Here is a 15,775-nt window from a genome sequence, read left to right as displayed (position 1 = left end):
TAGTGCCGGCCGCTGGCCGGCAACGTTCCCCCCCGCATTCCAGAGCCCGCCATGAGCCGCAAGCACGCCTTCCAGTTCCTCGACCTGCCCCGCACCATGCCGCAGCGCATCCCGGTGGAACTGCGCACGTCCGGCGACTGGGGCGAGCTGTACGGAAAGTTCGGCAAGGAGGACGCCCAGTACCAGGCGGGCCGCTGCCTGGACTGCGGCAACCCGTACTGCAGCTGGAAGTGCCCGGTGCACAACGCCATTCCGCAGTGGCTGCAGCTGGTGCAGGAGAACCGCATCCACGAAGCCGCCACGCTGTGCCACAGCACCAACCCGCTGCCGGAGGTGTGCGGCCGGGTCTGCCCGCAGGATCGCCTGTGCGAGGGCAGCTGCACGCTGGAAGAGTTCGGTGCGGTCACCATCGGTGCGGTGGAGAAATACATCGTCGATACCGCGCTGGCCAGCGGCTGGCGCCCTGACCTGGGCGCGGTGCAGCCGACCGGCCGCAGCGTTGCGGTGATCGGGGCCGGTCCCGCGGGCCTGGCCTGCGCCGACCGCCTGGCCCGCGCCGGCATTGCCGCGGTGGTCTATGACCGCTACGAGCAGATCGGCGGCCTGCTGCAGTTCGGCATTCCCAGCTTCAAGCTGGACAAGGACGTGATCCACCGGCGCCGCGGCGTGCTGGAGGGCATGGGCGTGCAGTTCCGCCTCGGCGTGGAGATCGGCCGCGACCTCAGCGTGCAGCAGCTGCTGGACACCCACGATGCGGTGTTCATCGGTACCGGCGCCTACCGCTACACCGATGGTGGCCTCGACGGCCAGGACCTGAAGGGCGTGCTGCCGGCGCTGCCGTTCCTGGTGCAGAACAGCCGCATCGTCGGCGGCGATGACCCGAAGGGCCGGCCGATTGCCGGCTGGGAAGACACCATCGCCCTGCCCGACCTCAACGGCAAGCGGGTGGTGGTGCTCGGTGGTGGCGATACCGGCATGGACTGCGTGCGCAGCGCGGTGCGCCTCGGCGCGGCCAAGGTCACCTGCGCCTACCGGCGCGACGAAGCCAACATGCCCGGCAGCGCTCGCGAAGTGGCCAATGCGCGCGAAGAGGGCGTGCGCTTCCTGTTCAACCGCCAGCCGCTGTCGATCGAAGCCGGCGCCGACGATGAAGTGATCGGCGTGACCGTGGTCGAAACCCGGCTGGGCGAGCCCGATGCCAATGGCCGCCAGAACGCCGTGCCGATCGAAGGCAGTGAATCCCTGCTGGAAGCAGACGTGGTGATCATCGCCTTCGGCTTCTCGCCGAGCGTGCCGGCGTGGCTGGCGGACCTGGGGGTGGAAGGCCAGCCCAACGGCCGCATCGTCGCCGGGGGCAAGGACCGCCTGCCATTCCAGACCGCGCATCCACGCCTGTTCGCCGGTGGCGACGCGGTACGCGGTGCAGACCTGGTGGTGACCGCCGTGGCCGAAGGCCGCGATGCCGCAGCCAGCATCGTCCGCCTACTGGCGCACTGAGTCCGGCAACAGCAGCTCCTCCAGCAGCGCGCGCAGTTCGCACGGCGCCACCGGCTTGGCCAGGAAATGGTCGATGCCCGCATCACGGCAGGCCTCGCGCGTGCGTTCCAGCACACTGGCAGTCAGCGCGACGATCGGCACCTGCGCACGGATGGCACAGGTATCGCCACGGATCGCCCGTGCCAGCGCGAAGCCGTCCATGTGCGGCATATGGCAGTCGGTGATGACCAGATCAAAGGGCTGCGCCTGCCAGGCCTCCCATGCCTGCTGGCCGTCGTCGCAGGCGTGTACCTGCAGCCCCAGCTCGCGCAGGCGCTGTACCAGCAACTGCAGGTTGGTCGGATGGTCTTCAACAACCAGTGCCCGCGCCGGCGGCAGCGGCCGTTGCACGGCCGTCGTGAGCACCGGTACCACCGTCGGTGCCGCACAGGCCGCCAGCACCAGTTCCAGCCATACGGTGGTTCCCTTGCCCGGCGCGCTGCGCAGGTGCAGCTGGCCCCCCATCGATGCCGCCAGCTCGCGGCAGATCGACAGGCCCAGCCCACTGCCACCAAAGCGGCGCGTGGTCGAGGTCTCGGCCTGCTCGTAGGCAGCGAATACCGCCTGTTGCCGCTCCATGCTGATGCCCACGCCCGTATCGGTCACCTGCAGGCGCAACCGCTGCCCGCCATCGCGCTGCTGCAGCACATGGGCCTGCAGCACCACGCTTCCCTGCAGAGTGAACTTGAGTGCATTACCGGCCAGGTTGAACAGGACCTGGCGCAGGCGCAGCCCATCGGCCAGCGACCACTGCTGCAGCATGGGGTCGATCTCGCTGTGCAGGTGCAGGCCGCGGCTGGCCGCGACGGGCATCAACAGCTGCTGCACCGCGCGCACCAGCGCCGCAAGATCGGTCGGCCGCAGCTGCAGTGGCGCTGGCTGCAGGCGCTGGCTGTGCAGCACATCGTCCAGGATCTGCCGCAGCATCTGCGCGGCATCACCCACGGTGGTCAGCACCTGCCGCTGGCCCGCATCCAGGTCACTGGCAGCCAATCGCTCCAGCATGCCCAGCAAGGTACTCATCGGCGTGCGGATCTGGTGGCTCATGGTCGCCAGGAAATGGCTCTTGGCCAGCGCCGCCTGCTCGGCCGCGCGGCGCGCCTCGGCCAGCGCTACTGCACGCGCCTGTGCTTCACTGACATCCAACCAGTAGCCGCTCCACTCCACGCTGCTGTCATCGCACTGCAGCGGTCGTCCCTGCGAGCGGACCCAGCGCCAGCCCTGCGCCGACCGGGTGCGGAACGTAACGTCGATGGGACCGCGCACCAGCGCGGCCGCTTCGATGCACGCCATCACCCGGCTGCGGTCGTCGGCATGCACCGCGGCCAGCAGTTGCAGATGGTCGATCCGCGCAGTCTCCACGCTTACCCCGAACAGCGCCTGCACGTCACCGGCGATCTGCGCCAGGCTGTAGTGGCCGGTTGCCGAACGGCGGGCCTGGTAGACCACCGCCGGCAGGTTCGCGGTGACGTCGTGCAACCGCTGCTCCAGCACGCGGCGACGCACGCTCTCGCGATGCACGCGCCAGTAGCCGAAGGCATGCAGCAGCACGAGCGCGAGCAGGATCAGCGACGCCGGCACCAGCCAGCGCAGCGCCGAACCGGTGAGCCGCGCGCGTGGCCGGTCCGGCAGCCAGGCGCTGCGGCTCGACGCGCGATGTGCATCGCTCTCCTGCAGGAGCCGCTGGTCGAAAGCAGCGACCACCTCGGCACAGGCCGGCACGGCCGCGAGTACCAGTGCATCGCCGAAGCCCGCGGGTGCCGCGATCACCACAGCATCGCCTGGCTCCGCGCGGAGCGCGGCCTCCAGTTCAGCGAGATTGGCGACCACGGCGTCGACCAGCCCGGCACGCAGCAGTGACAGCGCGTGGTCCAGCGGCGCAGGGGCCAGCAGCTGCGCCCCCGGGGCCTGCTCGGCCAGCAATGGCTCCAGCGGCAGCCGGTCCGGGCTGGCCACGCTGCGGCCACGCAGGCCCTCCAGCCCCAGCACCGCAGCGGCGCCCTCGCGCCGCACGATCACCTGCGGCACCTCCAGGTAGGCCCTGCTGGCCACCCAGCCTGTCGGCAGCTGTGCGCGCGGCCAGCCGAGCAGCACCTGGGTGCCGGCCGGCAGTGCTCCCTCGGTAAGTACCGTCGCAGGCAACGGCTTCGCATGCTGCGCCGCCTGCATGCCCAGCAGTGGCAGGTAATCCGCGGCCAGTCCGGCAACCTCGCCCTGCTGGCTGTATGACAGGGGCGGCCGGTCGGAGCGCCATGCCACCTGCAGGGGGCCCGTGCAACCGGATGCAGCGGCGATGCCGGGCAGCAACAGCGATGCCATGACGGCGGCGACGGCGCGGCGGCCGGCGACATTCACGGTAGACGTCCTCATTTCGCGGGCAGGAACCACGGCCGCGCAGCGGTACCGCTGCCAGCCACGCTAGCGAGGCAGGCTTCCGCGACAATGAGAAAAATTGGAAAAGCATCCGCATCGGCGAATGCCGACATACACTGCCGCTTCTACCCGTCCTACGGAGCGCTCGATGCGTATCGGCCTGGCTGCCAACCGTCTCCATCACCACGATGCGCGCGCGGCGCTGTTCCGCTGGCTGCGTGCCAGCGAGGCAGGCCTGCGCGAACTGGGGGTGTCACTGCATGCGGTCGGGCGCACCCACGATGCGATCGAACGGCAGGGATTCCTGGCCGGCTACGGCGGCCTGCACCGGTATCCCTACGGGCGCGAGGGAGGCCTGATGAAGCTGGTGGCCGAAGTGGTCGGCATGGGGCCGGAGCGGACACTGGACGGTGCGATCTACCTGATCGACCCGGTCGATCCGTCCTCGGTGTTTCCGGAAGCAACCGCGCTCAAGCGGCAGTGCGTGATCCACGGCAAGCCGTTCATTTCAACCGTGGCCACTGCACGCGACTGGATCGAGGTGGAGCGCATCCACGCCGGGCTGGCTGCCGACACCGGTGCCGACGACCTGCATGCCTTCCAGGGGCAGACGCTGGCGCTGATCGCGCATGATGCGATGAAGCCGGCGATGCTGGCCTTCGCTGACGAGCACTTCGATGTGCTGGCCCGGTTTGGCCAACGCGTTGCGACGGGCACCACCGGGCAGCGCTTGAACGAGCTGGCCTGGAGCCGGGGTTGGCCCAGCGATACGCCGTGGGTGACGCGTTACCAGAGTGGCCCGATGGGCGGCGATGCACAGATTGCCGACCGGGTGCTGGAGGGGCGCTGCCAGCGCGCGATCTTCTTCGAGGACCCGCATGTGGCACGCCAGCACGAGGCCGATATCCAGCTGCTGGAGCGCGCGGTGACGACGGTGACCGACCAGGCGGTGTGCATCACGGCGCCGCGGGTGGCGGCACGCTGGGCGGCCGCGGCGGCGTTGCGGGCGGGGTGAGGGTTTCGGCCAACGGCTGAGCCCCTCGTGGTGGGTCGTTCAAATCAGAAGCCGTGCTCTGCCGGGCGGGGTGGATTGCGCAGGGGTCGCTGCAAGTACGTCCTTTGTAAGCTCGGTCGCCGCATCCATGCGGCTCACGCCCCTGCGCAACCCACCCCGCCCGGCCACGGACAGTTTCCTGTGTGCCCATCACGGAAGAAAGAAGGAAGAGCAGGAGCGGGTCGCGCGCTGCGCGCGCTTTTGTAGAGCCGAGCCATGCTCGGCTGCTGTCGATCGCGAGGGCTGGATATCCGCGCCACGCGCGTCAGCCGAGCATCGGCTCGGCTCTACAGCAGCTGGCGAAGCATCGCCTTCAGCCTGCGCCCTTCCAGCTGGAAGTAGTCGCGCTGCTCGCGCCACGCGGGGAAACGTTGTTCCACTTCGTACCAGAACGCGGGCGAATGATTCGGCTGGATCAGGTGGCAGAGTTCGTGCACCAGCACATACTCGAATGCTTCAGGGCGCCCCAGCACCAGTGCCAGGTCCAGTGCCATGCTGCCGTCCGGCGCCAGCGAGCCCCACTGCGAAGACATCACCTTCAGCCGCAGGCGGCTGGGTGCACGTGGCAGGGTGGGCAGGTACTTCGGCAGCCAGCGGCCGACATCGGCGCGGGTCTGTGCTTCGTAGAACTCGCGCAGCAGGCGGCGCAGGGTGGCATCGCCGGCACGGGTCGGCCACTGCACGCAGGCGCCGTGTTCGTCGATCTCCAGCCGCGCATAGCGGCCTTCCTGCCAGCGCAGCGGCAACAGGTCGCCGCGCAGTGGCAGCACGCCGTCCTCGCCCGGCTGCAACGGGGCGGGCAGGCCCTGGCTCTGGTACTGGCGCAGCTGCAGCGCCAACCAGTCGCGGTGCTGTTCCAGGAATCGCTCGCCCATCACCAGGCTGGCCCGCGGCGGCAGCGTCAACCGTGCGCCGCGCTCGTCCACGCTCAGCTTGATCCGGCGCGCGCGCGGATCGCGCACGCGCAGCACCTCGATCTCGGCATCCTCCAGGCGCAGGCGAACGGTGTCGCGCTGCACGGTAGCGGGCGGGGTCGGGCTGATCAGGCGGCGCAGCAGACGGCTCATGCGCCCAGCATAGCGCTGCTTCGGGCCGCCGGATGACCGGCGGCCCACAGGGTGCCTGTTCAGTCAGCCTTGCTGAGCTTGAACGCTTCTTCCAGCAACAGGAACAGGCGGCGGATCTCGGCGCTCTGCAGGGCGAAGCGGGCGTCGAACTCGGCGCGGCGGCCGTCTTCGTCGGCATGCTCCAGCTGGTCCAGTGCGCCGTCGAGGAACTTCAGCTTGCGCACGATCAGGTCGTCGCCGATCACGAAGGACAGGTTGTCCTCGAAGATCAGCGCCAGCTTGGTCACCTGCTTGCCGGCGTCCAGATGCTTGTCGATCTCGTCGCAGCGCAGTTCCTGGTGCTGGCACTTGACCACGGCGCCGCCTTCCACCGGATCCTTCATCTCGCACTCTTCGCCCAGGCTCAGCCCGGTCGGCAGCGGCTCGCCGGCGATCCAGCCGGTCAGGATCGAACGCGGTGCGACTTCGGCGTTCAGCGGCATCGCCGGGAAGCTGCCGAGCAGGCCGCGGATGTCGGACATGAAGTACTCGCCGGTCTTGCGGCTGGAGGTATCCACCGCCACGTAGCCGTGCTGCAGGTCGATGAAGGCATCATTGCGCGAGGACTTCACGAAGGCGCGCGGCAGCAGTTCATGCAGCAGGTCGTCCTTCATCCGCTTGCGCTCGCGGCCACCCGGGCGGCGGCCTTCCTTCTCCTCGATCTCCTCCAGCTTGCGCTCGAGCAGGTCGTTGACCACCGCCGCCGGCAGGATCTTGTCCTCGCCGCCCACGGTCAGCCACAGGTGTTCGGCGATGCGGTGGGAGAGCAGTTCCTTCTCCTCGCGGCCGAACGGCGAGATGAAGCCGCGCGAATTCATTTCCAGCGCGCCGACCGGCTTCAGCAGGGCGTGCGGCAGCAGGGTGTCGACTTCGGAAAAATCGGTGGTGGTCGGGAAACGGAAGAACGTCAGGTTGCGAAAGAACATGGAATTCCGGATGGCGAAGAGGAAGGGCGCCCGACCTTAAACGGTGGGCGTCTCGGGATCTGCGTCGGCGTCGGCCGGGGAGCCGGCCAGCCAGGCATGGGCGTCGGGCAGCGGCGCGTCGTCGCGACGGCCCAGCGCCATGAAGTCGAACAGGGTGGTGTCGGCCAGCTGCGAGGGCCGGACTTCACCCATGGCGCGCGCGATCTGCTCGATGCGGCCCGGGTGGTCCTTTTCCCATTGCTTCAGCATCAGGCCGACCTGGCGGCGCTGCAGGTTCTCCTGGCTGCCGCACAGGTTGCAGGGAATGATCGGGAACCGGCGTGCCTGCGCGTACTCGACGATGTCACTCTCGCGCACGTAGGCCAGCGGCCGGATCACCACGTGCCTGCCGTCGTCGCTGCGCAGCTTCGGCGGCATGCCCGACAGCTTGGCGTGGTGGAACAGGTTCATGAAGAACGTGGCCACCATGTCGTCGCGGTGGTGGCCCAGCGCGATCTTGGTGAAGCCGTGGGTCTCGGCGTAGTTGTACAGCGCGCCACGACGCAGGCGCGAGCACAGCGAACACATGGTCTTGCCTTCCGGGATGACCCGGCTGACCACCGAATAGGTGTCCTGCTCGATGATGTGGTACGGCACGCCCAGGCCTGCCAGGTATTCCGGCAGCACGTGCTCGGGGAAGCCCGGCTGCTTCTGGTCCAGGTTCACCGCCACCAGCTCGAACGGCACCGGCGCCTTCTTCTGCAGCTGCAGCAGCACGTCCAGCAGGGTGTAGCTGTCCTTGCCGCCGGACAGGCACACCATGACCTTGTCGCCGGCCTCGATCATGCCGAAGTCGGCAATCGCCTCGCCGACCTGGCGGCGCAGGCGCTTGGCCAGCTTGTGCTGCTCGCGCTCGGCCACGCGCGGATCGCGGGCGGCGCGCGGTGGGGGATCGGGAAGGGAAATCACGGCACTCATGGGTTCCATTCTAACGGCTCGGAGCCGCCCCGGCCGGGGATCGGGATTCCCCTCTCCCGGCGGTCATCATCGCTGTGTATGCTCGGAGGCTGTGGACACCTACAGCCCCGCCGAGATCGTCGAGCGCCTCGTCGCCCTGCGCGCCGAGCACCGCCTGCTGGATGAACAGATCACCCGCATGGCCGCCAACGGCGAGGACGAGCTGGAGTCCAAGCGCCTGAAGCGGCGCAAGCTGCAGCTGAAGGACTGCATCGCCAGGCTGGAAAGCCTGCAGATTCCCGACGAGCCGGCCTAAAGACCGTCCTGGTGGGTGCCAACCTTGGTTGGCACGGCTGGGAGGTGTGGACCAAGGTCCACACCCACCGCATGGCCGGCGCTGCCTTCAATCCTGCGGCGCAGGCTCGTCCGGGCGGGCCGCTTCCGGGCTGACCCGTTCGATGGTGTGGCGCAGCTCACGGCCCAGGATGAACTTGGCATCCTTGGCCCAGGCATCCAGGCGCTCGTCGAACAGCAGCTTGCTGTTCTCGTCCGGCCACACCAGGCGCAGTTCGCGCAGCTTCTGGATGAAGCCACGGAACAGGGACTTGTCGAAGAACTCCGGCGCGGCCGGCGCATAGAGCAGGCTCAGCCGCTGCGCGGCCTGCTGGCACAGGCTTTCCAGCTCGGCAGCGCCGAGCACGCCGGGGCCGTTCTTCACCAGCACCGAGATGGCAATGTAATAGCGCTCGAACGCCTGCTGCAGCGAATGGCCGATCGCGCGCAGGCGGAACACCTCGTCGGTCTGCCCGGTATTGCGCGCCAGGATGCCGCCGTCGTCATCGTTGACGTTCTGCAGCAGGCCCTCGCGCACGAACACATCGATGGTCCGGTCGATTCGCTGGGCGAACTCGTCCTCGCTCCACGGCAGGAACAGCTCGGCCTGCAGGAACGGGTACACCGTACGGCCCAGCTGGACCAGGCCGGTGCGGCTCATGCGGCGGTTGTTCTGGAAGCAGCAGGCCACCCACGACGAGGCGGTGAACAGGTGCACCACGTTGTTGCGGAAGTAGCTCAGCAGCACTGCGGTGTCGCCACTGACGCTGAGCACATCGCCCAGCGGGTGCTTGATGCGGGTGAGGACGTTGATTTCCTCGGCGTGGGCGATGATCCGCTCCGGCGAGTGCGGCGTCACCGTCACCCGGTCCGAGTACGGCATCTCGACCAGCAGGGTCTTGCACAGTTCGATCTGCGCGATCAGGTCGGCCTCGCCCATCGCGTGCTTCGGCGTGGACAGCAGGGCCAGCGCCAGCAGGTTGATCGGGTTGACGTCGGCGGCGCCATTGATGCGCACCTGGATGCGTTCGGCCAGCGTGTCCACCGTGGTCGACAGCCAGGCCGGCTTTTCGTCCTCGGACACCGCCTCGCCCTTCCACTCCGGCGCCTTCTCGGCCAGCACGTCGTTCAGCGCGATCGGCTCGCCGAAGTTCACCACCACCTGGCCATAGTTCTGCTTGAGCACCTTGGGGATGCCCCACAGCAGCGACCAGATCGATTCCTTTTCCTTCGGCCGGCCGGACAGTTCGTCCAGGTAGCTGCCGCCTTCCATCAGCTTCTCGTAGCCGATGTAGATGGGCTGGAACAGCACCGGCTTGCGCGGCTGGCGCAGGAACGCGCGCAGCGTCATCGAGATCATGCCGCCCTTGGGCTGCAGCAGCCGGCCGGTACGCGAGCGGCCGCCTTCGACGAAGTACTCCAGCGAGTAGCCGCCGGCCACCAGCTGCGCGACGTATTCGCTGAGCACCGCCGAGTACAGCGCGTTGCCACGGATCGAGCGGCGGATGAAGAATGCACCGCCCTTGCGCAGCAGGGTGCCGACCACCGGCAGGTTCAGGTTGATGCCGGCCACGATGTGCGGCGGCACGATGCCACGGTCGTACAGCAGGTAGGACAGCAGCAGGTAGTCCATGTGGCTGCGGTGGCTGGGCACGTAGACCACTTCGTGCCCCGGCGCGGCGGCCTTGAACTTGTCCAGGTGGTGCACCAGCACGCCCGCATAGATGCGGTTCCACACGTGGCTGAGCATGAAGCTGGCCGAGCGCACTACCGGGCTGGAATAGTCCGCAGCGATTTCCCAGGCGTAGGCGTGTGCCTTCTTCCAGGCATCGGCCGGCTTTGAGTTGTCGCGCTTGGCCTGTGCGGCGATCGCTTCGCGTACCGGCTCGGCGGCCAGCACCTGGTCCACCAGCAGGCGCCGGGTCGACAGGTCGGGGCCGATCACCGATTCACGGATGCGTCGGAAGTGCGTACGCAGCACGCGCTGCAGCTTGCGCACCGTGCGCTCCGGCTCCAGGCCTTCATCCACGGTGTTGCGCAGGGAGATCGGCGGGGCGAAGCGGACGATGGTGCTGCGGCCGTTGAGCAGCACCGCCAGCAGGCGACGGAAGCGGCCGACCAGTGCCCAGTTTTCCGAGAACAGCACCGCGAACCAACCGCTCTGCTTGTCCGGGGCGCGGCCGACGAAGATCGACACCGGCACCAGGTGCACGTCCAGGTCATCGCGCACGCGGTGCGCCTGCAGGACCTTGGCCAGCGAGTCGGAGTGAGTCTTGGCGCCGCGCTGCTCGGGAATCAGCGAGTTGCTGGAGCTGCGCCGCGACAGCGCCAGGTAGGCGCGCTTGCGGCCGGTCGGGTCACCGGCCAGCGGCACCAGCGGCGACGGCAGGCCGGCCTGGCGGCAGGCCTTGTCCAGGATCAGCGCGTTGGACAGGCCGTAGTCTTCCAGCACGTACATGACCGGGCGGCCATCGTTGTACTGGCCCGGGTCTTCCGGTTCGATCTTCAGCGACAGCCACGGCTCGACCAGGCGGCCGAGCAGGCGAGCCCACAGCGGGCGGCGGCCGGCCGGACGCGCGTGCGCGGGCGGCGGTACCGGGTTCGGGCCGGTACCGGTCGAGGGGGACGCCGGCACCGTATCGGCGGGCGTCGACTGGGATTCTTCGCCGGGGAACGGCAGCGGGTTCTGTTTCGACATCGGCGCCATTATGGCTTAGGCGGCGGCGTTGCCGCTTCCCCACCTTCGGCGGGGGCTTCAGCGGCTGCCGGCGACGCAGCCGCGCGGGCCGCGTCGGCCTTGCGCAGCAGCGCGTCGGTGTCGGCCAGGGTACGGGTCAGGTACCAGTGGCCGTCGCGCCGGCTCAGTGGCAGCTGCAGGCTCATCTCGCGGCCGGCCAGGTCGTAGTGCAGGCGTACCAGCGCATTGTCGCCTTCCACCGAGAGCAGCTCGCCCCGTACGCTGCGAAGCGCGTCATCCACGCCCAGCCCGTAGCTGCCAAGCACCGCCTTGAGGGTGTGGATGAACGGCGCCAGCTGCTGGAGGCTGCCCTCCATGCCAGCCGCCTGCAGGCCAGCCTCGTCATCGAAGCCGACCTTGCCGGCCGCGCCGACCAGCGCGGCGATGGTGCTGCGTGCACGGGCGCGGTCACTGATAGGCGCGCCCTGCGCCCAAACGGCAAGGGTTTCGACCAGGGCGATGTAATGGGCCTGCTGGCCGGGCGTGTAGCCCTTCTGATGGCGCAGGTACTGCACCCCGAAATTGCCCATCGACTGCGCGGCCTGGCGCACGGCGCTGGCCTGGCCGGCCAGCTGGCGGTCGAAGCTGCGCTGCAGTTCGGTGCTGGCATCGGGCTTGCGCAGCGCGGCCAGCATCGGCAGCAGCTGGTCCCCCAGCGGCAGCTCGGTCAGCGGCCACTGGCTGTGTCCCTCCGCCCAGGCCTGCTGCAGCCGCTGATACTGGCCTGGCGGTACCGACAGCTTTGCGTAGCCGACCAGATCATCTTCGGCCAGGCGCAACGCCATCGCCTGCACCGCAGCCACCGGCTCGGCCGCCGGCCTGGCCGGATCGTTCACAGACTCGCGGCATGCCGCAACGGCCAGCAGCAGCATGGCCGCCAGCCCCCATCCACGCGCAGACCTTCCTCGCACCGCCACGCTCATGCACTCGGACTCCCCGGACCGGCCCGCATCTTGCGGCCTGCGACGTGACAGCGGCAAGCCGTGCGGTCACGTTTCCAACCAAGGGGGTCAGATCCCTTCTGCCGGCAGGCAGAAGGGATCTGACCCCAGAACCACCAGCGGGATAAAAAAAGAGCCCGGATCACGGGGATCACAGGCTCTTCAAACCGGCACGGGGCCGGAGGACAGTGTTGTGGCACATGTCCGGTCCGAGGACCGGATGGCGGCGATCCTACGCTGCCCTTCAAGTTAAGGCAACACTTCACGTAATACCATGTATGTATTTGATTTTATTGAATCAATCGTGCTGCCAGACGGATTCAATGAAATCTACGGCGTGTTTTTCGGCGATTCGGGCATAAATCCCCGGATAGCCGGCCAGCGCGCAGCCCTCGCCCCAGCTGACGATGCCGAACTGGGTCCAGCCCTCACGCAGGCGCAGCAGCAGCGGCCCGCCGGAGTCCCCCTGGCAGCTGTCGATGCCCTCGCGGCCGGCGCAGATCACCTTGCCGCGCGACAGTTCCCCGCCGTAGGCCTGCTGGCATTCATCGAATGCCACGAACGGCACCTGCACGGTCTGCAGCTGGGTCGGGTAGACCCGGCCATCGCCGATGTCGGTGTCGCCCCAGCCGATCACGGTGAATTCGCGGCCCGGCTTGAGATAACTGGCGTCGGGCCGCAGCCGCAGCGCCACCGGCTGTGCACCGTCCAGGGGGGCGTTGAGCTGGATCAGGGCCACGTCGTGCTCCAGCGAGTTGCCGCTGTTGAATGCCGGATGGACGTGGATCGCCTTGACGTTGGAGGCGCGGGGCGAGGCTTCGGTGGACAGGGCCGCGGCGTTGCCGACGACGGCGATGCCGCCCGGCGCTTCCTCCTGCATGCAGTGCGCGGCGGTCAGCACCCACGAAGGCGAGATGAGGGTGCCCCCGCAGAAGTGGCGGCCATGATCCGAATCGCCGTCGAAGATGCCCTGGATGCTGACCATGAACGGGTACTCGCCAGCCGGCGCTGCTTCACCGCCGATGATGCGCGGTGCTTCGCGCACCTGTGGCGCAGCGAAGGCGGGTACGGCGGACGCGGCCAACAACAGGCCGATGAACAAAGAGGTGCTGCGATACATATCCCTGTACTCCTCTATCAATGGTTGGAACCGGCGCGGCCGCGGTCCGTGCCGGTGCATCGATTGGGAAGCAGGGATGAAGCCTGCAGCGCGAACGCGCGCACAGTTTCGGTGCAATGCGCTGCCTGCGACAGTCGCAGGCCAACAATTGCGAAAGCCATCCCGCATGGATCGGAATGGCGTTCGTGGTGCCGGCGTGACCGGCGTCAGCGGTGGGCTCAGCGTGCAGCCAGAGCCGACGCGATTTCCTGCTGGATTGCCCGCGCAGCGGCCTGCGGATCAGCCGCCAGGCGGATCGGGCGTCCGACCACGATGGCGTCGGCGCCATCGGCGAAGGCCTGGGCCACGCCAACGGTGCGCTTCTGGTCATCGCCGACCGGACCACCGGGACGGATGCCCGGACAGACGATCGAGAACCCGCTACCGGTCGCGGCACGGATCGGTGCAGCCTCCTGGCCCGAGGCGATCACGCCATCGACGCCCGCTGCCTGGGCGGCCAACGCGCGTTCGACCACCACGTCCACCGGCTCGCGGTCGACGCCCATCTGCGCCAGATCGGCGCGCCCCATCGAGGTCAGCACGGTCACCGCCAGCAGGCGCATGTCGCTGCTGTTGGCGGCCGCGCAGGCCTCCATCATCGCCGGGTGCCAGCCATGGATGGTGGCGTAGCTGACCGGCCACTGCGACAGGCGCTTGATCACCGCTGCAGCGGTCGCCGGGATGTCGAAGAACTTCAGGTCGACGAACACGCGCTTGTCGCGGCGGGCCAGCTCATCCAGCACCTGGAAGTACTCGCCGGAGGCCAGCAGTTCCATGCCGATCTTGTAGAACGCCACGCTGTCACCAAGGCGATCGACCCAGTCCAGTGCCTGCGCGCGATCAGGCACGTCCAGCGCGAAGATCAGGCGCTCATCGGCGCGCAACGGCAGCGGTGCGCGGCTCACGGGGCGTAGTCCAAGGCGGCGCGCTTGGCGTCGTGGCGGGCCTGGCGCGACTGGCTGTAGTCGTTGTTGAACTGCGCCGGCTCGAAGCCGCCGTAGGTCGGGTTCGGCAGCATCCACCAGCGCTCGCCGAACCAGTCGTGGTACTGCTGCAGCAGCGCGTCACGGCCGTCGTTGGTGTTGGCGGTCACTTCGACGAAGTCACCCAGCTGGTCGCCGAACTGCATCAGCACGCGGTACTTCTGCCCTGCCAGGCGGCGGCGGCAGTTCTTCTCGCTGCCGGCCTGCTCGCAGCCCGGCACCACCGTGCCCAGGCCAAGGAACACGCTGTCGTCGGCCACCGGCAGGCCCTGCTCGCGCAGGTTGGCCAGGGTCGCGTCCTTCAGGTGCACGGCGCGGTTGGAGATGTAGAGCAGGGTCACGCCCTTGGCATTGGCGGCCTTGGCGAAGTCGACCACGCCCGGGATCGCCTTGGCCTTCTTTTCGGCTACCCACTGGTCCCAGGTCAGTTCGTCGTATTCCTTGCCGTCGCGCACCAGGCGCGCCTGGTAGGGCGAGTTGTCCAGCACGGTCTCGTCCACGTCCAGCACCACGGCCGGCTTCAGGCCCTTGGCGTCGTTGCCGCGCTCTTCCGGCACCAGCGCATCCCAGTGGGCTTCCTTCAACGCCGCATCCAGGTGGTCGGCGGCGGCGCGGTAGGTCTGCTCGGTGATCGCCCTGTACTCCTGCGCGCGCTGCATCCACAGCACTGCGTTGAGGTTGTCGTTGGCGGTGGCATCGAGCGCGCCGTCGGCCTTGGCGGCGGCAGCGGGCGCCTGCGGGGCCGCGGCTTCGGCGGCGGGCGCCTCCACGCGCTTGCAGGCGGACAGGCCCAGCGCCGCAGTGGCGAGCAGGATCAGGGACAGGGAAACGGGACGACGCATGGATTCACCGGCAATCAGATATACCGGCGCATTTTACCGGCAAAGCCGGCCCCGGGACGGCTATGCTTGGCGGTTGACCCGTTGCCCTTCCGGAGGCCGCCATGACCGATTCCGCCCAGACCCCTGACGTCCCCCTGCTCGACGCCGTGCAGGCCCGCCTGCTGGGCTGCCTGGTGGAGAAGGAGGCGACCACCCCGGACACCTACCCGCTGACGGTCAACGCGGCCCAATCGGCGGCCAACCAGAAGACCGCGCGCGAGCCGGTGATGAACGTGGACGCTGGCAGCGTGCAGCACGCGCTGCGCCAGCTGGAGGCGTTGGGCCTGGCCCGCCAGCACTTCTCCTCGCGCGCCGATCGCTACGAACACCGCCTGCAGGCCGCGCTGGACCTGACCCGGCAGCAGACCGTGCTGCTGGCGCTGCTGCTGCTGCGCGGTCCACAGACGCTGGGCGAGCTGGTCACGCGCAGCGAGCGCCTGCACCGCTTCGCCGACACCGACGAAGCCCGCCATGCCATCGAGCGCCTGCAGCAGCGTGCCCTGCTGGTGGTGCTGCCGCGTGCCAGTGGCCAGCGCGAAGACCGCTACATGCACCTGCTGTGCGGCGAGGTGGATGGCGCGGCGCTGGCGGCGAAGTACGCCAGCAGCAGCGGCAGCAGCGATGCGGCCGACCCGGGCCTGGCCGAGCGCGTGGCCCAGCTGGAAGCGGCCGTGGCCGAGCTGCAGGCACAGCTGGCCGAACTGCGCGTCTGAAGCAATCTACTGGGGTCGGATCCCGCAAGGCGGGCTCTGACCCCAGTGCTATCCCGGGTTGCCGGCCAGCGGCCGGCACTACCGGATGTCCTGCCGA

General features: G+C 68.7%; 13 protein-coding genes. 4 read left to right on the top strand and 9 right to left on the bottom strand.

Features of this window, described 5'->3' with window-relative positions; genetic code table 11:
• Positions 1-51: 51 nt before the first annotated feature.
• Positions 52-1,497 carry an FAD-dependent oxidoreductase gene (locus E5790_RS08735; protein ID WP_041862916.1) on the top strand — a complete coding sequence of 482 codons (1,446 nt, stop codon included), beginning with the start codon at positions 52-54 and terminating at the stop codon, positions 1,495-1,497.
• Here the strand turns inward: E5790_RS08735 and E5790_RS08730 are convergent.
• The gene (locus E5790_RS08730) at positions 1,483-3,891 is read right to left on the bottom strand and encodes an ATP-binding protein (protein ID WP_049442527.1); all 2,409 of its coding nucleotides are present in this window, start codon (positions 3,889-3,891) and stop codon (positions 1,483-1,485) included. The genes E5790_RS08735 and E5790_RS08730 overlap by 15 nt on opposite strands.
• Before the next feature lie 166 nt (positions 3,892-4,057).
• On the opposite strand from E5790_RS08730, the gene E5790_RS08725 reads away from it, so the two are divergent.
• Positions 4,058-4,924, top strand: coding sequence for a methylglyoxal synthase (locus E5790_RS08725; protein ID WP_014035467.1), 867 nt, complete (start codon positions 4,058-4,060; stop codon positions 4,922-4,924).
• Positions 4,925-5,250: 326 nt separating this feature from the next.
• Here the strand turns inward: E5790_RS08725 and E5790_RS08720 are convergent, their stop codons facing one another.
• Genes E5790_RS08720 through ttcA form a run of 3 tightly spaced genes read right to left on the bottom strand, consistent with a single transcriptional unit; the run spans position 5,251 to position 7,952 of the window.
• On the bottom strand, positions 5,251-6,030 hold the full coding sequence (locus E5790_RS08720; RefSeq protein WP_111205511.1) for a SprT family zinc-dependent metalloprotease: 780 nt from the start codon (positions 6,028-6,030) through the stop codon (positions 5,251-5,253).
• Between the two features lie 59 nt (positions 6,031-6,089).
• Positions 6,090-6,995, bottom strand: a complete 906-nt coding sequence (locus E5790_RS08715; RefSeq protein WP_005411825.1) for a recombination-associated protein RdgC — start codon at positions 6,993-6,995, stop codon at positions 6,090-6,092.
• Positions 6,996-7,031: 36 nt separating this feature from the next.
• Entirely contained in the window at positions 7,032-7,952 is a 921-nt protein-coding gene (ttcA, locus tag E5790_RS08710; protein WP_014645455.1) for a tRNA 2-thiocytidine(32) synthetase TtcA, read from the bottom strand.
• Positions 7,953-8,043: 91 nt separating this feature from the next.
• Here ttcA and E5790_RS08705 point away from each other — a divergent pair, with 91 nt between their 5' ends.
• Positions 8,044-8,247 carry a YdcH family protein gene (locus tag E5790_RS08705; protein ID WP_032962381.1) on the top strand — a complete coding sequence of 68 codons (204 nt, stop codon included), beginning with the start codon at positions 8,044-8,046 and terminating at the stop codon, positions 8,245-8,247.
• Between the two features lie 87 nt (positions 8,248-8,334).
• Here the strand turns inward: E5790_RS08705 and plsB are convergent, their stop codons facing one another.
• The 5 genes from plsB to E5790_RS08680 form a co-directional block, all read right to left on the bottom strand.
• On the bottom strand, positions 8,335-10,971 hold the full coding sequence (plsB, locus tag E5790_RS08700; protein ID WP_032962379.1) for a glycerol-3-phosphate 1-O-acyltransferase PlsB: 2,637 nt from the start codon (positions 10,969-10,971) through the stop codon (positions 8,335-8,337).
• The gene (locus E5790_RS08695) at positions 10,971-11,924 is read right to left on the bottom strand and encodes a hypothetical protein (RefSeq protein ID WP_111205510.1); all 954 of its coding nucleotides are present in this window, start codon (positions 11,922-11,924) and stop codon (positions 10,971-10,973) included. Before E5790_RS08695 ends, plsB begins: the two co-directional genes overlap by 1 nt.
• Positions 11,925-12,240: 316 nt before the next feature.
• A complete protein-coding gene (locus tag E5790_RS08690; protein WP_111205509.1) occupies positions 12,241-13,062 on the bottom strand; it encodes a serine protease in 822 nt (273 codons plus the stop codon).
• A 218-nt stretch (positions 13,063-13,280) separates the two neighbouring features.
• Entirely contained in the window at positions 13,281-14,006 is a 726-nt protein-coding gene (gene pyrF, locus E5790_RS08685; protein WP_111205508.1) for an orotidine-5'-phosphate decarboxylase, read from the bottom strand.
• Positions 14,003-14,926 (bottom strand): 5'-nucleotidase, lipoprotein e(P4) family, encoded by a 924-nt coding sequence (locus E5790_RS08680; protein WP_049408507.1) that lies wholly within the window; start codon positions 14,924-14,926, stop codon positions 14,003-14,005. The genes pyrF and E5790_RS08680 overlap by 4 nt, the downstream gene beginning before the upstream one ends.
• 101 nt (positions 14,927-15,027) lie before the next feature.
• On the opposite strand from E5790_RS08680, the gene E5790_RS08675 reads away from it, so the two are divergent.
• Positions 15,028-15,678, top strand: a complete 651-nt coding sequence (locus E5790_RS08675) for a DUF480 domain-containing protein (RefSeq protein WP_046427683.1) — start codon at positions 15,028-15,030, stop codon at positions 15,676-15,678.
• Positions 15,679-15,775 lie beyond the last annotated feature (97 nt).

This window comes from Stenotrophomonas sp. PAMC25021 (assembly GCF_004795795.1).
Classification (GTDB): domain Bacteria; phylum Pseudomonadota; class Gammaproteobacteria; order Xanthomonadales; family Xanthomonadaceae; genus Stenotrophomonas; species Stenotrophomonas muris.
Note: the sequence above shows the minus strand (reverse complement) of the source record. Positions and strands in the feature narration are given on the sequence as shown.